Origin of the sequence: Nocardia sp. NPDC006044 (genome assembly GCF_042871115.1) — a bacterium.
Classification (GTDB): domain Bacteria; phylum Actinomycetota; class Actinomycetes; order Mycobacteriales; family Mycobacteriaceae; genus Nocardia.
This window is the reverse complement of the sequence record NZ_JBIAID010000001.1, coordinates 2,217,388-2,236,897: the sequence shown is the minus strand read 5'-3', so window position 1 is coordinate 2,236,897 and position 19,510 is coordinate 2,217,388. Positions and strand designations below refer to the sequence as shown.

The 19,510-nt window shown below is 68.3% G+C and carries 15 protein-coding genes; 13 read left to right on the top strand and 2 right to left on the bottom strand.

All coding sequences use genetic code 11. The annotated features are described in order from the left end of the window. The first annotated feature begins 70 nt into the window (after positions 1-70). Positions 71-1,288: a DUF418 domain-containing protein gene (locus ACFYO1_RS10580; RefSeq protein ID WP_387229168.1), complete on the top strand. Its 1,218-nt coding sequence runs from the start codon at positions 71-73 to the stop codon at positions 1,286-1,288. Between the two features lie 6 nt (positions 1,289-1,294). On the opposite strand, the gene ACFYO1_RS10575 is transcribed toward ACFYO1_RS10580, so the two are convergent. Then, a complete protein-coding gene (locus ACFYO1_RS10575) occupies positions 1,295-2,050 on the bottom strand; it encodes a DUF6882 domain-containing protein (protein WP_387229166.1) in 756 nt (251 codons plus the stop codon). A 64-nt stretch (positions 2,051-2,114) separates the two neighbouring features. On the opposite strand from ACFYO1_RS10575, the gene ACFYO1_RS10570 reads away from it, so the two are divergent. Next, positions 2,115-2,642, top strand: a complete 528-nt coding sequence (locus ACFYO1_RS10570) for an NUDIX domain-containing protein (RefSeq protein WP_387229164.1) — start codon at positions 2,115-2,117, stop codon at positions 2,640-2,642. Between the two features lie 9 nt (positions 2,643-2,651). Here ACFYO1_RS10570 and ACFYO1_RS10565 read toward each other — a convergent pair whose 3' ends face one another. Next, entirely contained in the window at positions 2,652-3,362 is a 711-nt protein-coding gene (locus ACFYO1_RS10565) for a TetR/AcrR family transcriptional regulator (RefSeq protein ID WP_387229162.1), read from the bottom strand. Between the two features lie 99 nt (positions 3,363-3,461). On the opposite strand from ACFYO1_RS10565, the gene ACFYO1_RS10560 reads away from it, so the two are divergent. The 11 genes from ACFYO1_RS10560 (at position 3,462) to ACFYO1_RS10510 (ending at position 19,468) form a co-directional block, all read left to right on the top strand. Further along, on the top strand, positions 3,462-4,361 hold the full coding sequence (locus tag ACFYO1_RS10560; protein WP_387229160.1) for a diiron oxygenase: 900 nt from the start codon (positions 3,462-3,464) through the stop codon (positions 4,359-4,361). Next, positions 4,358-6,115, top strand: coding sequence for a DUF4873 domain-containing protein (locus ACFYO1_RS10555; protein WP_387229157.1), 1,758 nt, complete (start codon positions 4,358-4,360; stop codon positions 6,113-6,115). The genes ACFYO1_RS10560 and ACFYO1_RS10555 overlap by 4 nt, the downstream gene beginning before the upstream one ends. Before the next feature lie 39 nt (positions 6,116-6,154). Continuing rightward, positions 6,155-6,436 (top strand): DUF427 domain-containing protein, encoded by a 282-nt coding sequence (locus ACFYO1_RS10550; RefSeq protein WP_387229155.1) that lies wholly within the window; start codon positions 6,155-6,157, stop codon positions 6,434-6,436. 210 nt (positions 6,437-6,646) lie between these two features. Further along, positions 6,647-8,263 carry a hypothetical protein gene (locus ACFYO1_RS10545; RefSeq protein WP_387229153.1) on the top strand — a complete coding sequence of 539 codons (1,617 nt, stop codon included), beginning with the start codon at positions 6,647-6,649 and terminating at the stop codon, positions 8,261-8,263. Between the two features lie 195 nt (positions 8,264-8,458). Further along, on the top strand, positions 8,459-10,264 hold the full coding sequence (locus ACFYO1_RS10540; protein ID WP_387229151.1) for an AMP-dependent synthetase/ligase: 1,806 nt from the start codon (positions 8,459-8,461) through the stop codon (positions 10,262-10,264). 19 nt (positions 10,265-10,283) lie between these two features. Beyond that, complete coding sequence (locus ACFYO1_RS10535; protein ID WP_387229149.1) at positions 10,284-11,456, top strand: PucR family transcriptional regulator; 1,173 nt, start codon at positions 10,284-10,286, stop codon at positions 11,454-11,456. 261 nt (positions 11,457-11,717) lie between these two features. Next, entirely contained in the window at positions 11,718-13,766 is a 2,049-nt protein-coding gene (locus ACFYO1_RS10530; RefSeq protein ID WP_387231827.1) for a CocE/NonD family hydrolase, read from the top strand. A 440-nt stretch (positions 13,767-14,206) separates the two neighbouring features. Continuing rightward, a complete protein-coding gene (locus ACFYO1_RS10525) occupies positions 14,207-15,652 on the top strand; it encodes a condensation domain-containing protein (RefSeq protein ID WP_387229146.1) in 1,446 nt (481 codons plus the stop codon). Next, positions 15,646-17,100: a condensation domain-containing protein gene (locus ACFYO1_RS10520; protein ID WP_387229144.1), complete on the top strand. Its 1,455-nt coding sequence runs from the start codon at positions 15,646-15,648 to the stop codon at positions 17,098-17,100. Before ACFYO1_RS10525 ends, ACFYO1_RS10520 begins: the two co-directional genes overlap by 7 nt. After that, positions 17,100-18,479, top strand: coding sequence for a condensation domain-containing protein (locus ACFYO1_RS10515; protein ID WP_387229142.1), 1,380 nt, complete (start codon positions 17,100-17,102; stop codon positions 18,477-18,479). Before ACFYO1_RS10520 ends, ACFYO1_RS10515 begins: the two co-directional genes overlap by 1 nt. A 197-nt stretch (positions 18,480-18,676) precedes the next feature. Beyond that, on the top strand, positions 18,677-19,468 hold the full coding sequence (locus ACFYO1_RS10510; protein ID WP_387229139.1) for a helix-turn-helix domain-containing protein: 792 nt from the start codon (positions 18,677-18,679) through the stop codon (positions 19,466-19,468). Positions 19,469-19,510 lie beyond the last annotated feature (42 nt).

Below are 19,510 nucleotides of genomic sequence, written 5' to 3'. Positions count from 1 at the left end.
CCCAATCTCATACCGCGGGTGGTACTTCCGGAGGACCCGCGCGAACGCCGGTCGGCGGGACAGTTTCGGTATGACCGAATCTCTCGCCGATCCGCAGGTCGGCACCGCGGCGCGACATCGTGCGCCGGACGTCCCGGCCACGGCCGGGCACTCGCGACTGGTCGCGCTGGACGTGCTGCGCGGAATTGCGATCCTCGGCACGCTCGGCACCAATATCTGGATCATGACCAACCGGGAGGGACTCGTCGGCTATATCGGCGAGTTGAAGGATCCCGCGTCCGGCTGGCTGTGGGCCGAGCGGGTCTTGCAGCAGTTGGCGCAGGGCAAGTTCCTCGGGTTGCTGACCATCATGTTCGGCATCGGGCTGGCCATCCAACAGGGCTCGGCGCGGCGGGGCGGGCGGCACTGGCCGGGCACGTATCCGGTCCGGGCCGGGCTGTTGCTGCTCGACGGACTGCTGAACTTCGTGTTCGTCGCGGAGTTCGACGTCCTGATGGGGTACGCGGTGACCGGGTTGGTCGTCGCGTTCGTGCTCGCGACAAGTGAACGGGCGCAACGGCGTTGGCTATTCGTGTCGGCGGGTATCCACCTCGCGATGCTCACCGCGATCGGGCTGGCGATGGCGTTCGCGCCGCGCGCGGATCCGCCGCCGCGCACGCCGCTGGACCCGAATCCCTATGCGGACGGGTCGTTCTGGGATCTGGTGGTGTTCCGGCTGCACAACGCGGGCGAGTTCCGGTCGGAGACGGTGTTCGTGTTCGCCATGTCGGTGGCGTTGTTCCTGCTCGGCGCCCGGCTGTTCCGGGGCGGGGTGTTCCGGCCGGAGGGCGCGCGGATGCGCAAGTGGCTGATGATCGCCGGGTTCGGTGTCGCGGCGCCGATCGACCTGGTCGCCGGTGTCGCGGGCAATGGCGATTACTTCCTCTTCACCCGCTACGGCACCGCACCCGTTGTCTCCCTGGGCATCCTGGCCCTGGTCGCGCACTTCTACCTGCGGCGCACCGAGGCCGGATTCCTCGGCCGACGCATGACCGAGGTCGGGCGCACCGCGCTGAGCTGCTATATCTTGCAGAACCTGGTGGCGTCGATCCTGTGCTACGGCTGGGGTTTCGGGCTCGCCGCACGCGTCGGCGCCGATGCCAGGGTGCCGTTCACCGTGGGCGTCTATCTGCTGGTTTCACTGATCATCGTGACCGGAGCGCACCTGTGGCTGCGGCGCTTCGAGCGCGGGCCGGTCGAATGGGCGTGGAACCGCAGCTTCCAGGCATTGACCGGCGGCAAAGCCTGATCCCGCTCACAACGAGTTGGCCGAGTGCGCTTTCGGCTCCGACGGCAGCTCGATGCGATCCATGACGACCCCGACGTCGAGGTTCGCGACGAGCCCGTCGTGGTCGAATTCGATGCTCCCGGCCATGCCGGAGCCGCTGAATTCGAGCAGCCGCTGATTCTCCACGAACTCGGTCACCAATCCTCTTCTACTCAGGTAACTCTGGGTGGCGCGCCGATAGTCGACCAGCGGCAGCGCGCCTATTCCGTGCGCCAGCACCCGCGCGATGCCGGACGCGGTGGGCGGCGGTAGCTCGAATGCCGGATGCTCGACGAGAAACGCCACACAGGTGCCCTCGGTGACCCCGCAGTACGAACTCCAGTGCCCGGAAATCACTTTCGCGGCGTCCGCGAGCAGCTCGGCCACCTGGTGCGGTTGCGGCGCCGCCCGCCCGAGCGCGACCGGCATTTCCGCGGCGCACAATTCGGCGACGCCGTATCGGAAACCGAACTCGCGCACCATCCGGGCCACCGCGATCAGCGGCTTGGGGAAACCCCACGGATTCGCCCAGGCCCACAGCCAGGTCTCCGCGTCGGCCGTACCGAGCAGGTGAAAGTCGGTGCACTCGAATGTCTGTTCGTCGCCGACGAATTCGAGCCGGCCCCCCTCCATGTCCGCCTGCCACCGGTGCGGACCCAGCAGTTCTTCGACGTGTAGCCGGTGCTCGAGCGACAGCAACCCCGCGTCGTCGAGCAGCCTCGTCAAGGGCACAGGTTCGGACACCGGCATGAGCGTAGTCAACGCACTCCCCCTCGTATGTAACGCCCGATCCCACTAGTTTCGTGAGGTGACCTTGGCCGACCGTTATCCGTTGTTGCACACCCCGGCCCACTGGGCGTGGGGCGATCTGGATGTCCAGTTCGCCGCCGAAGCACCACCCGACGAGCTGGTCACCAACGTCCACCTCGTCTGCTTCGTCGGCGACACTATCGTGCTGTGCCGCGACGACCGCGACATTTGGCTGCTTCCCGGCGGCACCCGCGAGCGGGACGAATCCATCGATGAATGCATCCGCCGCGAACTCCGCGAAGAAGCAGGCGCCCACCCTACCGGCCCGGTCCGCTGGATCGGCGCGCACTATGCCACCAGCAATCGGGCTGCGCCCTTTCGCGATTGGCAGCCGCATCCGCACAAGGCGTGGCTCTGGTGCGCCGCGGATGTCGTGCTGGATTCCGCGCCGACCAATCCGGACGACGCCGAGCAGATACTCGAGGTCCGCGCGTTCCCGTTCGCCGACGCGATGCGCCTGGCCCGCACCGACGGTGCGCATCTGGCCGAATTGATCGCTCTGGCAATCGAATTGCACCGGCCCTGACGGCTGGGATTACCGGGTGCGCAACGCTTCCGGCCGGACGAGCAGATCGCCGACGACCACGTCGCGTTCCAGCGGAACACCGAGACTGCGCGCGTTGCCCTCGAACAGGGCCAGCACCGACTCGGTGAGAATGCCTTCGACCTGATCGGAGGAGAGGGTCGAGGCGGGGTCGGCGCGCCAGCTGTTCACCACGCCGTCGACGAAGCCGATGATGCCGAACGCCATCGGGCGCGCCCGGCCGGGATCGATACCGAAGCGGGACAGCCAGATCGCGAACAGGTCGGCGAGCCGTCCGCCGATCCGGTCGCGCGCCCCGGCCAGTGACGAATCCCCCTGGGGCGCCGCGCCGCCGATGAATCGGTGCAGGTTCGGGTGACGTTCGACCCAGCGGACATAGGTGCCGACCGCGCCGCGAACGGCATCACGCACCGTGCCCTCCGGGTCGAGCTTCGGCATCATCTGTGCCAGTAGCGATTCCAGGATCTGCCGGCGGATCTGCTCGTCCAGATCGGCGCGGCCGTCGAAATGGCGGTAGACCACCGGACGCGGCAGCTCGAGCCGATCGGCGATCTGCTGCACCGACACCTCTACGCCGTGCTCCTCGATCACCGTGATCGCGGCGTCGATCACGTCGGCCCGGCGCTGCGCTTTGTGTCCGTTCCAGCGGGTGGCGCGGCCGTCGGTGACGGGAGGCTCGGGGTTTCCGCTGGTTGTGGTCACAGAATCACGATACCCGCAAGTAGGTTGACTGCGACAGGCCGTCTCACTAATCTAAATGTGACAGCTTGTATCGGTTAGTCGACATGTTGGAGAGCAGTCATGGGCAACGAGGCCGCACTGATCCCGCAAGAGTCCTTCGCGCAGCGCCTACTGACCGGATCGGTCAAGAAGTCCTACGACCCGGTGGTCGACATGGATTGGGACGCGCCGCTGGATCCGGACAAACTCTTCCTCCCCGCGGCGGTCGTGTCGCTGTACGGCACCGAGCTGTGGGAGTCGATGACGCCGCAGCAGCAGCGCGAACTGTCCCGCCAGGAGCTGGCGAACGTGCTGTCGGTCGGCATCTGGTTCGAGAACCTGCTGAACCGACTCTTGTTGCGCGAGTTGCTCGCCGACGATCCGACCACCCGCCACTCGCACTACACGCTGGTCGAGATGGGCGACGAGTGCCGGCACATGATGATGTTCGGCAAGCTGATCGACCGCATCGAGGCCCGCCCGTACTGGCCGCGGCGCGCGGGCAGGCTGGCCATCGGCGTGCTGCCGATTTTCTTGCGCGGCTCCATGACCTGGGTCGGCGCGCTGGTCGGCGAGGAGATCTTCGACGCGATCCAGCGGCGCACCCTGGACGATCCGGAGTTGCAGCCCTTGGTTTCCCGGGCGATGCGCATCCACGTCACCGAGGAGGCGCGGCACATCGGCTTCGCCAGGGACGCGCTGGCCAGGAGGGTGCCGACCATGTCGCGGGCCGAACTCGCCTACACCAGACTGTGTGTCGCGGTCGCGGCCCCGTTGTTCGTCTATCTGCTGACCAACCGGCACATGTACACCCGCGCGGGACTGGACGGGCGCGCGGCCCGGCGGATCGCGGTCGGCAATCCGGACGCCAAGCGGGCGCTCGGCATCGGCGCCGCGAATCTCGGTGCGTTCCTGCAGAAGCAGGGCCTGATCGGGCCGGTCGGCGAGTGGATCTGGCGTCGCCGGGGGCTGCTCGCATGAGCCGAGACCCCGAAATCGTCATTGTCGGCGCCGGTTTCGGCGGTCTCGGCATGGCCATCGAGCTGCGTAAGGCGGGCATCGACGACTTCGTCGTGCTGGAGAAGGCCGGCGAGATCGGCGGCACCTGGCGGGAGAACACCTATCCCGGCGCGGGCTGCGACGTGATGTCGCTGATGTATTCGTATTCGTTCGAGCCGAACAAGCGGTGGTCGCGAATGTTCGCCCGGCAGCCGGAGATCCTGGACTACCTGCGCCGCACCGCCGACAAGTACGACCTGCGCAGGCACATCCGGCTCGATTCCGAGGTGGTGACCCTCGATTTCGACGACGCCGCCGACCGCTGGGACGTCGGCCTCGCGGACGGCCGGGTGTTCCGTCCGCGCTTGGTCGTGATGGCGCCTGGACCGCTGCACGAGCCCTCGGTGCCGGACTTCCCCGGCCGGGACACCTTCCGCGGCAAGAGTTTCCATTCGGCCCGGTGGGACCACGACTTCGACGTGCGCGGCAAGCGGATCGCGGTCATCGGAACCGGTGCCAGCGCGGTGCAATTCGTGCCGCAGATCGCCAAAGACGCCGCCCAGGTGACAGTTTTCCAGCGCACCCCGCACTGGATCATCCCGAAACCGGACCGGCCGCTGTCCGCGGCGGAACACCGGATGTTCCGGTATCTGCCCGGCGCGCAACGGCTTTACCGGTGGGCGATCTACTGGGGCTACGAGTCGATGATCCCCGCGTTCATGAATCCGGAACTGATGCGTCAGGTGGAGAAGGTCGCCCGTGGCCATCTGCACCGCCAGGTGCACGACCCCGAGCTGCGTGACCGGCTGACCCCGGACTACCGGCTCGGGTGCAAGCGGATCCTGGTGTCCAACAACTACTACCCCGCCCTACAGCGCGAGAATGTGCGGCTGGAGACCACGCCCATCGCAGGTCTCACCGAGTCCGGCGTCGCCACCGTCGACGGCGTCGAGACCGACTTCGACGCGATCGTCTACGGCACCGGCTTCAAGATCTCCGACCGGTTCGCCGATCAGCACATCGTCGGCGCCAACGGCCTTGCGCTGCAGGCGGCTTGGCGCAACGGCGTCGAGGGTTTCCTCGGCGTCGCGGTGCACGGGTTCCCGAACATGTTCCTCATCGTCGGCCCCAATTCCGGCGGCGGTCATCAGTCGATCGTGTTCATGATCGAGGCACAGGCCCGCTATATCCGCCAGTGCGTCGAACTGTTGCGCAGGACGTCGAGCACCCGGATGGAGGTGCGCGCGGCGACCCAGCACGAGTTCAATCGCCGCACCCAGCGGAAACTGGCGGGCACCGTGTGGAATTCGGGCGGCTGCGACAGCTGGTACCTGGACGAGCACGGCGTCAACCGCGCCGCCTGGCCCGGCTCCAGCGTCTCCTACTGGCGCGCCGTGCGCCGTCCTGATCCGGGGCACTACGACCTCACCGTCGCGGCCGATCGTGAACCGGCACACGAGTATTCGGGTCCGGCCACGCTCGACTCCCCCGGCTCGCTGTGCTCGGTGACGGTCTCGCTCAGCGGCCACGCCGACCCGATCGACGGCCGGTACCACTGGTACGGCCGGATCACCGGCGACGATCTGCCGGACCCCGGTCGCGCCGAGGTCTTCCTCACCCTCCCCGGTCGCTTCCCCACCCCCGGCCGTCTCCAGGAGCGCGACCCGTGGGGCAACGTGCGCATCGTCGGCATCGGCGACCCGCCGTACCCCCTGGAGCCCGCCGAGGCGCGTTGATCGGTGGGCCACTCCTGGCGCTCAGGCAGAATCGATCGCATGGCAACGGCAACCTGGCAGGGCCGCGTCCTCGCGAGCAGCGACGACACGGTCATCGTCGAAGGCAACCACTACTTCCCACCCGACTCCGTGCAGCCCGAGTTCTTCAAGGCGTCCGAAACCAACACGTTCTGCCCGTGGAAGGGCACGGCGAGCTACTACACGGTCGTCGTCGACGGGGAAACCAACCCCGACGCCGCCTGGTACTACCCCGACCCCAAACCCGAAGCCGCCCACATCAAGGACTACGTGGCCTTCTGGCGGGGCGTAGACGTCGCCTGACGGGCAGCCGCACACCTTCTGACACACGCACGCGGGTCAGGACGGCGATTCGGTCTGCGGGAAATCAGGAGGTGTGCGGCTGCAGGCCTGGCGTCGGCACAAAGAATCGGCGGCAGGTTCGGCAATCTGTCAATACCACGCGGTCGGATCATGGGGTGGGCTGGAGTTGACGGCGGTGCGCGGCATCGCCGAGAACTCCGGAAGGCTCCCATGACACTGTCGTCACCGCGGTTCGCCGCGGCCGCCGCGCTGGGCTGCGCGCTCGCCGCCCCTGCGCTCCCCGCGAACGCCGAGCCCGGCCAGACCTGGTACGTCAGCGCGACCGCCATGCCCGGTGGAAACGGCACGGAAGCAACACCTTTCAATTCGTTGCCGACGGTGCAGCAGGCCTCGGGCGAGGGTGACACGATCGTCGTGCTGCCCGCGCCGATCGGCACTGCCCCGCTCGACGGCGGCCTCGCGCTCAAACCCGGCCAGCGCCTCCTCGGCCGTGCGGCGCCCGGAAGCGTTGCCGCCGTGGCGAATACGACCGACGCCAACGACGGTGACGCGATCCGGCTGGCCCCGGACACGGAGGTCCGCGACCTCACCGTCACCAGCGCCCAGCGCGGCGGCATCTACGGTCGCAATGTGGGCAGCACGGTCCTGGCCGGCAATACGATCGCCGCCACCAACCGCGCCTGCCACGACGGGTTCCTGGTGCAGCCGTTCCCGCCGATGATCGGCGTCCCGTTCGGCATGTCGCTTCCGGTCGCCCCCAACCTGGTCGCACTGAACAACGGCTGGGCGGGCATCATGATCGACTCCGACGCCGGCCCGAGCACGCTCACCCTCGACCGGAACACCGTGCGCGACACCGCGTGTGGCGACGGCATCGACCTGCGCACCACCGGCTCGGCCCAGGTCGGCGCCACGCTCACCGACAACCTGACCCAGAACATCAACGAGGGCATCGCCAAGCTCTCGGTGCTGGCCGTGGGCTTGCAGAGCACCGGAACCTCCTCGCTCACCGCCGCTTTGCGCGGCAACACCCAGCGCGGCATCGCGCTGCCGGCGAACGATCCGCTCAACGCCGCGGCGGACAGCGAGGGCATCTTCGTCAACGCAGCCGACCGCGCCCGCATGCGAATCACCATCGACCGCAACAGCTATCGGCACGGCGGCGGTCACCTCTCCGCCAACGGCATCGAATTCGTCACCAGCAACGGCACCCCGGACAGCGAGGTGACCCTCACCGACAGCGAATTCCTCGATGTCCCAGGCGATATCGTGCAGAACCTGAACCTCAGCGCGGAGGGCGCCCGGCACGTCATGACCATCGACGGCCTCACCGCGTCGGGCTCGAGCTTCCCCGGCGCGGTGCTCAACCCGCTGGTCCCGGGCAATCTCGGCAGCTGCCTGTTCGCCGCGAGCTTCGGCCGGGACAACACCACGGCCCTCACCCTGCGCAACGCACACCTGAGCCGATGCAGCGCCGACGGCATCGGCGTCTACGCCTATTCCCCGGCAGGTCCGGCCCCGGCCAAGGCGACCATGCGTTTCGACATCTCCGACACCACCGTCGCCGATACCGCCGTGGCCGACCTGCATGTCCGCACCGTCGGCGACCTGGCCCAGTTCACCGGCAGGATCGAACGCTCCCGCTTCGCCGGCCCCCTCATCCTGGGCCAGAGCGACAGCACGCTCGGCCCCGGCTCGGTACTCGACTTCGGCGGCGGCCGTCTCGGCAGCACCGGCGACAACTGCTTCGCTCCCGCCACCGCCGCCACCATGACCACCCCAAACCTGCCCCTCGACCAACCCGGCTCCTGGCCGGCCTGCGGCTGAACCGCCGTCCGCCTGGGGGCGGGGGGTCGCGAGGCCAGGTTTGGTCGAGTGCACAATGTCGCGCGCCACACTCTGCGTGTTTGTCGCTAGCGAACACAGTCTCTGATGCGTTCTGCTGATAGATGACGATGAGGTCATCCCCGTCCCCACACGACCGGGCATGACCTCGGCCCTTCGCTAGCAGAGGTTAGGTTCTTGGTTTCATCGACAGTCCCGGCGGCCGCCCGCCCGGACACGCTATGTGCGGCGTTCCAGTCGAACGTCGCGAAGTACCCGGACGCGGTCGCGCTGCGCACGCTCGGCGGCGCCGTCTCGATCACCTGGCGTGAGTACGGCGAGCGGGTGCGGGCCATCGCGACGGGTCTGGCCGCGCTCGGCATCGAATCCGGCGACACGGTCGCGATCATGCTGACCAACCGTCCCGAGTTCCACCTCTGCGACACCGCGATCCTGCACGCCGGCGCGACGCCGTTCTCGGTGTACAACACCAACCCGGTCGACCTGCTGGTCTATCAGTTCGGCAACGCGCGCAACAAGGCCGTCGTCTGCGAGAAGCAGTTCGCGCCGAAGATCCTGGAGGCCGTCGCCAAGGCCGCCGAGCAGGGCATCGTCGTCGAGCACGTGATCTGCGTGGACGAGGCCCCCGAGGGCGCCATCGCGCTGTCCGACGTCGAGCGGGCCACCGCGGGCGGCTTCGATTTCGACGCCACCTGGCGCAAGGTGCAGCCCGACGATCTGCTCACCATCGTCTATACCTCCGGCACCACCGGCCCGCCGAAGGGCGTCGAGCTCACCCACACGAACTTCATCGAAAACGCCCGCGTCCTGGACACATTCGGCGGTGGCGGCCCGGACGACCGGGTGATCTCGTACCTGCCCGACGCGCACGCCGCCAACCGCTGGTTCGCGCACTACCTGACCATCCTCGAGGGCTGCCAGATCACCACGGTGCCCGACTTCAAGCAGGTCGCAACGGCTTTGGCCGAGGTGCACCCGAGCGTGTTCCTCGGTGTTCCCCGGGTGTGGGTGAAAGTCAAAGGCGCGCTGGAGGAACGCTTCGCCACCGAGTCGCCGGTCAAGCGCCGCCTGATCGACTGGGCGATCGGCGTCGGCCGCGCCAAGGCCCGCGCCACCTCCGACGGCCGCGCCCTCGGCACGCTCGACCGGCTCCAGTACGCGCTCGCCGACCGGCTGGTGCTCGCCTCGATCCGCAACGGCCTCGGCCTCGATCAGGTCCGCGTCGCGGTCACCGGCTCGAACGCGATCCCGCCGGAGGTGCACGAGTTCTTCCTCGGCCTCGGCATCCCGCTGTGCGAGGGCTACGGCATGAGCGAGTGCACCGCGGGCGCCACGCTCAACCCGCCGGAACGGGTCAAGATCGGCACGGTCGGCACCCCGATCCCCGGCGCCGAGATCAAGCTCGCCGACGACGGCGAGGTGCTGATCCGGGGCAAGATGGTGATGCGCGGCTACCGCGACGACCCGGCCAAGACCGCCGAGACGATCGACGCCGACGGCTGGCTGCACACCGGCGACATCGGCAGCATCGACAGCGACGGCTACCTCTCGATCGTGGATCGCAAGAAGGAGCTGATCATCAACGCGTCGGGCAAGAACATGTCGCCGGCCAACATCGAGAACACGGTCACCGACAACTGCTCGCTGATCGGCACGGTGGTGGTCATCGGCGAGCAGCGCCCGTTCAACACCGCGCTGCTGGTGCTCGATCCCGACCTGGCCGCCGCCTACGCGCAGCGGCACAACCTGCCGGGCAAGACCGTCGCCGAGCTGGCCGAGGATCCGGACATTTTGACCGCTATCGAGCAGGGCATCGCCGCGGCGAACAGCAAACTGTCCAGGGTAGAGCAGATCAGGAAGTACATCGTGCTTCCCGAGGTCTGGGAGAACGGCAGCGACTACCTGACCGCTACTGGCAAACTCAAGCGAAAGCCCATCTCCAGCGGCTACACAGATACCATCGAAGCCTTGTATTCGACTTAGGTTCCGGAAGAAGAACAGCATGATGCCATCGCGGACTCGGGTGTTCGACGATCTCCATCGGCGGACCGCGTCGATGCTCGAAGCGTTCTACGCCGCGCTGCCGCCGTACCAGCGGCTGCCGCAATCGATGGTGGAGACCGACTTCGCCCGGGGCACCAAGCTCAACGTCGACCTGTTCTTCGACTATCTCGTCCGGGGCGAGGAACCCGCGGAAGAGGAAACCAGGGAGCTCGTGGAGCTGGCGATGGACCGGTTGCGCGACGGCACCCCGCTGCCGGAGGTGCTGGAGCGCTACCGATTCGGCGCGGCGTTCATCTGGGAGCGGCTGCGCGCCTCGGCCACGCCGGCCGAGCGCGAGCTGCTCTTCGACGCCTCGCTCATGCTGCTCAAGTACGTCACGCTGATCACCTCGCGGATCGCCACCGCGGCCACCCAGCGCGTGCACGACCCGCGCTGGGAACTCCTGGAGCGCCGGCGCGGCATCGCCGACGCGCTGCTCACCGGCCGCGACCCGGTCGAGTGGGCCAACGATCCGGTGATCCCGGTGGCCGACGCGTTCCTGGTCGCGGTGTTCCGCCTGTGCGGCACCCGCGGCGGGCCCGCGTCGGCGCTGCGGCACCGGGTGGAGGCGATCCCCGGGGTGTTCCTGCGGCTCGACGCGGGCGGCTGGACCGCGCTCATCCCGCTGCAGGCCGGCGACGACGGCTCGGCCACGCTGTCCGCGCTCACCTCCCGGCTGCCCGCGCAGGAACCGGCCGAGCCGCCGCCGTACTGGGTGGGTGTCGGCGCGGCGCGCAGCAAAGACGCGATTCCGGCCATGTACGCCGAGGCACGCGTGCTCGCCGAACTGGGCCGCTGCCTCACCCGGCGGGAAATCCTGTGCCGCCGAAAGGATTTGCAGTTCGAATACACGGTCGCGGTGAGCGACGCGGCCCGGCCGGGACTCGCGTCGGTGCTCGCCCCGCTCGACGCGCAACCGATGCTGGCGGAGACCCTGGAGGTGTTCGTCGACAGTGGTTTCAATCAGCTGGCGACGGCGCGACAACTCAATGTGCACCGAAATACGGTGACCTATCGCCTTTCCCGGGTACACGAGCTGACCGGGCTCGACCCGCATCGCCCCGCCGACGCGATGACCCTGTCCGCCGCTCGACTGGCTCGGCGACTCGAATCCGCCGCGTTCGCGCCGTAATCCGCTGCGGCGAGACAACTTTAGGCACTTTTCCAAAGACACGGCGAATCCCCTTCGGAATTGCCGGTGTTGCGGCACCCTGCTTATGCGTTGTGCTGTGTAGCGACGATGAAGTCAGGCGTGACTGTCGGACATCCGGACACAATCCGGGATCCAGCGGCCCCCAGGTTTCGGCACCCGATCCGCGGCATCGACCGGTGGAGGGTAGCGCCCGCCCGGCTTCGACCCCTAGCCCAGCAAAGGTTCAGGTAGTTGAGAATTGTGTTCCGGGCGCGGACATTCCGCCGCTCCATGCCGGTCGCCGCGGCTGTCACCGCCGTAGGTCTGATCGTTCAGCTCGCCCCTGCGGCAAACGCGGTGCCCGCCGCAGGCCCAGTTCCCAACGCACCGGCCAACTTCGGGTTGCCCGCCGACTATCAGCCGACACCCGAGCGCTACGGCATCGCTTACGAACTGGGACATATCGTTCCGCTCTCCGACGGCACCCGGTTGCAGACCGAGGTGCGCTACCCCACCGACCCCGCCACCGGTCAACGCGCCGCGGGCGAGTTCCCGGTGGTCGTCAACTTCACCACCTACGGCGCGGTGTCGAGCGCGCTCGCCGCCGCGGTGACCGGCGTGATCGACACGCTGCACATCGCGCTGCCGGATCAGCTGAAAGACGCGCGCCGAATCATCAACCAGGCCACCAGCGCTCAGGACATGCTGGTGCGGCGCGGCTACATCGAGGTGATCGCGGACGTGCGCGGCACCGGCGGGTCGACCGGTGCGTGGAACCCCGCGTCTCAGCAGGACGGCCTGGACGGCGCCCAGCTGGTCGACTGGGCCGCGAAGCTGCCCGGCGCCAACGGCAAGGTCGGCATGTTCGGGTACTCGTTCCCCGCGCTGTCCGCGCTGCGCACGGCCGAATCCGTCTCGCCCGGTTCGCCGTTGAAGGCGATCGTGCCGATGGCCATGCCGAACAACATCTTCAACGAGGTGCTCGGCCACGACGGCATGATGAGTCCGATCCTGCTGACGGCGATCTCGGTGCTGGTGCCGTACCTGAGCCTGATCGGCCCGTTCATCACGGCGGTGGTCTCGCCGCAGATGTTCATCGAGACCCTGGTCGACCATCTGCAAGCGGCGGTCTCCTCAGACAGCACCATCAAGTTGCTGATCGACGCGTACGCCGGCGGGCCGCTGGCCTACGACGGCCGGTTCTGGCAGGACCGCCGGTTCGAGACCGACCTGAACAAGGTGGTCGGCAACGGCATCGCCGTGTACCAGGTCGGCGGCCTGTGGGATCTGTATCAGGAAGGCCCGTGGCGCAACTACTCCCAGTTGCAGAACCTCGCGGCGGGCAAGGACCAGTTCGCGCCGATGGCGCCGGGGCAGGCCACCGACGGACGGTTCCAGCTGCTGATGGGCCCGTGGTATCACGTCGGGCTCGGCTTCGGACCCGGCTCGCGGATGGACACCGACATGATCACGCTGGCCTGGTTCGACCGCTGGCTCAAGGACATTCCGAACGGCGTCGACCGGACCGCCACCCCACTGCATGTCATCGACCCGAACAACATGGCCGTGGCCACCGCGCGCTATCCGTTCGAGCAGGCGGCCGTGCAACAGCGGTACTTCGACGGCGATCGGCTCGTCGCGCAGCCGCCGACGGTCGCGGACGCGTCGGATCGCCTGGACTACACCGGCATCGACACCATCTGCAACCGGCAGAGCCTCGGCCAGTACAGCGCCGGGCTGTTCGATTTCCTGTTCCGCCTGTTCAACGCCTATAACCCGTGCACCGAGTGGGTGCAGGAACCGGTCGCGGGCCGGCGCTACACGATGGACCCGGTCACCGAGCCGACGGTGCTCGCCGGGCCGAGCAGCGTGACCCTGTACGCGTCCTCGACCAGCACCGATGCCGCCTTCCAGGTGTGGCTCGACGATGTCGCGCCGGACGGTTCGGCGGTCAATATCACCGGCGGGTCGCAGTTGGCCAGTCAGCGCACGTTGAACGACGAAAAGACTTGGCGCACAACCGATGGCACGATCTACGCGCCGGAGCACGTGATCCGCGAGGACACCGAGCAGCTGCTCACCCCCGGCGCGGTGACCCGATTGGACATCAAGATCCGCCCGACCTTCTATCGCCTGGAACCCGGACACGCGCTGCGCCTGCGGATCACCAGCGGCACCTTCCCCTCCACTATGCCCATTCCGACTGATTTGCCGCGTTTGCTCGGTTCGTCCCAACAGCTGCACCGGGATGCGGCGCGGCCGTCCAGCCTGATCGTCCCGCTCGCGCCGGCCTCGGCGTTCGGCGGCTGAGACACCGGGGGCGCCTGGCGCCCGGATCACCGGGCCCGGATGCGTCCGAGGTCACGTTTAGCCCCTCTTCAAGCGCGGGAGCTGTAAAGATCATGCAAACCTGGGATGAATTCCAGGTGCATTGAGACACATTGTCCAGCAATCTATCAGCTACCTGAACATTAAGCGTTTCACATCCTCGCTGGCAGCGGCGTTGCACCCGGCTATTGCGCCGCCCGCAACGCCGTTGTCCGCGATTGCGGGGCAAATACCGGTGATCAGGCTCACCGTCACATTCACCGAGAATTTCTTCTACAGTTTGTCTCGTTCCGGTCCGACGATGACGTCCCGGGACCGTTCGGACAAAGTTCTCGGATGCAGGCCGAAATTCTTGTCACTATTCGGATCGGCAATTCCCTTACCGCTCACGGGGATCGCCGATGGGCAGCTGAAGGTGTGTCATGGAATTCATCGAACTGGCCGATTATCCGTTGCCGAGCGGCCGAGTGATCGAGTGGCTCCCGACTGCCACTTCGCACTGGGCCGACTGGCCGCGAGATACTCGCGCCGTTTCCTATAATCACGAGCATCATCTTCGAGATGCGGTGGAACACAGTCGAATACGGGACCGGCGCCACTACTGGCTCGGTCACGCGTTCCGGATCGACGGACCGCTCGACCCGCAAGCCTGGCGTACCGCCCTGGACGCCTGGATCGACCGGCACGAGGGTCTGCGCTCGCACGTCGCCATCGAGGGCGGCCAGCCGGCCAGATACACCCTGCCGCCCGGTGAGATCCGGGTACAGCCGGTCGACGCCGGCGCGCCGACCTCGACCATGGCGACATATCGCCTGGTCAACAGCCTGCTGGACGACGGAACGTCACCGCTGCGGTGGCCGTCCTACGTCTGCGTGACCATCGCGGGCCGGGCCGGCGTCACCGTCATCTTCGCCGCCGACCACTCGATCATGGACGGCTACTCCAGCGTTTCGACCAGCGGCGAACTGCTCGCGCTGTACAACGCCGCGCGCGCCGGTGAACCCGCACGGCTGCGCGACACCGGCAGCTACGTCGACTTCAGCCAGGACGAACGCGTTCGCGCCGCGGCGACCACCGCCGAGCATCCCGCGGTCGACACCTGGCGGACGTTCTTCCTGGAAGACACCTACAGCGACAGTCCGGCCGGCACCCTCAGCCGGGTCGCGGCGGCGCCGATCGAACTGGTCGACACCGCAGAGGCACCCCGGCGAGCACCGCAACGCACCCTGTCCGTCGAGTTGCTCGACGCCGATGCCGCCGACGCGGCCGCACGGATAGCGCGCGAGCACGGCCAAGGTTTGTTCGCCCTGTTGCTCGCCGCGTTCGCGGTGACCACCACCGAGCTCGGCGCCGGCCGCGATTTCCGCACCGTGATCCCGCTGCACACTCGTTCCGACCCGCAGTGGGCCGAGACCCTCGGCTGGTTCGTCGGGCTCGCGCCGTTCCAGCTCGACTGCGGAACGGCGCGCACGCTCGCCGAGCTGATCGCCCCGGCGGGCGAGGAACTGCGCCGCACCAACGGTGCGGCGACGGTGCCGTTCGCCAGGGTGTGCGAACTGCTCGGCGCCCAGCCGAGCATCTCGTTCATGGTGTCCTACATGGATATCCGCTCCGCACCCTGCGCGGCGACCTGGACCGAGACCGGTGCCTGCATCCTGCGCAGCAGCAACGTGTCGACCAACGAGTTCTACTTCTGGATCGCCCGCACCCCCCTGGGCGTGACCCTCAACATGCGTTATCCGGGCACCACCAAGGCGACCCGCGATGTCCACCGCCATGTGCTGCGCATGCGCGACCTGCTCGCCGAGCTCACCCGCTACGGCGATGCCCGAATCCGTCCGATCGAAGGAGCGCCGCTGTCATGGTAGAGATGACCCTCACCGAGCACTGGCAGCCGAAACCCGGCGTGCTACTCGAGTTCACCACCACCGCGGCGAGCCAGGCGGCCACCGAAACCACCGCGCCCTCAGACATTCCCGCGACCTACCTGCAGGAGTCGCACATCCGCCGCTGGTCGGCGCGCAGGCAGACCAACGATCCGCTCGCCTCCGAGCTGTCGTTCTGCTTCACCGTCGCGCGCCCGCTCGACGCGGAGGCGCTGCGCCGGACCTACATCGCGTTCCTGCAGCGCCACGAGACCCTGCGCTCGTGGTTCCGGATCGACGAGTCCGACGGCGGATTCGCGCTGACCAGGTACCTGCTCGACCCGGCGGCGGTCGACCTGGAAACCCACACCCTGGCCACCTTCACCGACAGCGGCGAGCTGCGCGACACCCTGGTCGCGAAGTTCAAGGCCAACGCGAACCCGACGCGCTGGCCGGCCATCGTCTGCTGCGCGATCGACCACGGTGCGGACGGATTCACCATCGTCTACAGCGCCGACCACGCGTTCACCGACGGCATGTCGGTGCTCACCTCCACCTACGAATTCCACGCGCTCTACACGGCGTTCAGCACCGGCCAGGAGCCCGTGCTGCCGCCGGTCGGCAGCTACGTCGAGTTCGCCAGAACCGAGCGCGCCGCGGTCGCCGCCCAGCCGCCGGAGCTGGAGCAGCTGGCGGGGCTGCTCGCCGAGAAGGGACATCGGGTCCGTCCGCTGCCGATCGAGCTGGGCCTCGCGCCCGGTGAGGTCGCCGACAGCTTCGGCACCAAGGTCGACATGCTGGACGCGGCCGAAATCGACGCGTTCGCCGCGGCCTGCAAGAGCGCGGGCGGATCGTTCTCCGCGGGGCTGTACGCCGCGGTCGCCCTTGCCGAGCTCGAGTTCGCGGGGCGGACCAGCTACCTGGGCATGAACGTGGTCGGCACCCGGAGTGAGCCGCAGTATCAGCTCGCGCAGGGCTGGTTCATCAACCTCATGCCGATCGCGTTCGAGCTCGACGGGGCACACCGGTTCACCGAGCTGATCGGCCGCGCCGGCGTGGCCCTGGACTGGACCAAGCCGCTGGCGAACGTCCCGATCCATGCCGCACTCGACCGGGCGGCCGCGCTCACCGGATCGCCGCTGCCGGTCACGACGGACTGGCCGTGGGTGTCCTACCTGGACATGCGGGCGGTGTCCGGCCCGGCGCTGGAGGCGGCGATGCCCGGCGTGTCCGGGATCAACGGCCTCGGCTCACGCAGCAAGATCGGGCAGACCTCGCCCATCTGGTTCAACCGCGAGCTGGAGCGGCTGCACGTCACGATGATGTACCCGGACACGCCGGTCGCGCACAAGTCGGCCGCCGACTATCTCGGGCAGATCCGCACCGTCTTGCGCGCCATCGCCGAAACCGGTGATTTCGCGGTCACCGCACCAGCTCTCGCGAGGTCATGATGCAGTTGCTTTTTCTCGACCAACTGAATGCACCACCGGGCACCCTGCTCGAATGGGCCGCGGTCGCCGAGCCGGGACCGACGCCCGATGCCACACCCCCGTCCTCCAACCAGGCGATCCACCTGTCCTCCGGCGGGCCGACCACCTGGCTGGCCGCGACGTTCGACGTGGCGGGCCCGATCGACGAATCCGCCTTGCAGACGGCCTTTTCGGTGTGGCTGCCCCGCCACGACGCGCTGCATTGCAGCTTCGAGCCGCCCGCCGACGGCAAGCCGGCGTCGGTGCACGTGGTGGTGGACAGCGATATCCGGCTCGTCCCGCAGCCCGCCGTCGAGACCGCGACCACCGAGGACCTGCGCACCGTCCTCGGCGGCCGGCTCGATCAGGCGTGCTCGCCGTTCACCTTCGCGCCGTACTTCCTCGGCGCGATCAGCAGGCCGGAAACCTCCACGGTGGTCTGCGGATTCGATCACGCGGTGTGCGACGCCTGGTCGATCACCATCGCGGTGGCGGAACTGGACGAGCTCTACCGGGCGGCCTGCGAGGACGGTCACGACGCGGCCGTCGCGGCCGCTGCCCGGCTGCCCGAGCCGGGCAGCTTCCTGTCCTACTCCACCAGGGAGGCCGCCATTCCGGCGGCGGCCACCGGTCCGCTGATCCGTTCGTGGCGGGACTTCCTGCACGCCGCGGGCAACGACCTGCCGCATTTCCCGCTCGATCTCGGCGTCCCGGCCGGGACGCTGGCGCCGTTCGGCAGCGACGTCCGGCTGCTGCTCGGCGCGATGGCCACCGACGCGCTGCATCGCAAGTCGAGGGCCGACGGGTATTCGATGTTCGCGGCGCTGCTGGCCGCGGTCGCGATGGCCGCGGCCGAGCTCGGCGGGCGCACCGGGATCGACCTGGTGTTCCCGGTGCACACCCGGCGGGAGCCGCGGCACCACAACACCTTTGGCTGGCTGGTGTCGAACGCGCCGGCGCACGTGCCGGTGGCGCACGACTTCTGCGCGACCGCGCAATCGGCCGACGACGCGGTCCGGTCCGGTCAGCGGCTGGCGCAGGTCCCGGCCAGCCGCGTACTCGCCGCGATGGGCAGCGACCTGCGCCGGAGCCGGCAGGATCTGTTCAGCGTCTCCTACACCGACTACCGGCGGCTACCCGGCGGATCGCGCAGCGACACGACCCGCACGGTGCCCAGGAATCCGGGCCAGCTCAGTCGCAGCGCCCCGCTGGACGACGTGCAACTCTGGTTCACCCGCACCGACGACGGGCTCGCCCTGCGTACCCGTTTCCCCGCCACCCCCACCTCCGGGCGGCTGATCGGTGAGTTCCTCGACAAGGTCGCCGCGACCTTGTCCAGCGCGATCTCGGTCCGGGTATGACGGCCCGGTACTCGCCCAGCGTCAACCCGGCTCGACTCGTCGGCCCGGCACCCGCGACGACGTGGGTGCCGGGTCGCGGAACGAACGACCCGTTCGAGCTCCGGCGATCGACAAACCACGACGGCCGGGGAGCCGAACCCGATAGTCTCAGCACAGGATCCAGCGAGGGACTCCCTCGTGAAAGCCGGGAGCGTCCGATGATGAAGGCTCTGGTCAGCAACGACTTCTCGACGTCATCGGACGCCGAAGCCACCGACACGGGGCAGTGGCGGGGCACTGCGCTACTACGGCCCGGCATTCTGGCGTTCGAGGGCGAAATCCTGCCGACGGAACTACACGCCCACCACGCCGTGCAGATCATGGCCGCCTGTACCCCCATCTCCGTGGTGGACGGCAGCGGGGTGCGGCAACAGGGCACGCACATCCTCATCCCCACCGACGCGCCACACCGGGTGTGTGCCGGAGCCAGGCACGGCGTCGCGATCTACCTCGACCCGGAGACCATCGCCGGTGCGGCCGCCGACCGGCGGGCGCATCTGCACGGCTGGGTGCAGGGGCTGAACGTCGATCCCGCGCACGGCAGCCTGGCCGGGCACGTCGCCGACGTGCTCGCGGATCTGCTGCGGGACAAGGCGACCATCGGCCTCGACGACCGGCACGGCGTGGTGACCGCGGCCTTGCAGTTGCTGCCCGACATGGTCAAGGACGGGTCGGTCCGCGGCTCGGATGTGGCGCGGCAGCTGGGGATCTCGGCGACCCGGCTGACCCATCTGTTCACCGAACAGGTCGGGATTCCGTTGCGCCGCTACATCCTCTGGCTGCGGCTCTACATCGCGATGAACGGCGTCATGGCCGGTGCCGACGTCGACACCGCGTCCGACGCGGCCGGTTTCGCGGACAGCTCGCACCTGACCCGGACGTGCCGGCGCACGTTCGGGTTGCCGCCGTCGATGATGAGCCGCGACGTGGACTGGGACATCAGTCTCTGACCTGACCCGCTCGGCTGCCCCGTCGTCCCGGTATTCGCCCGG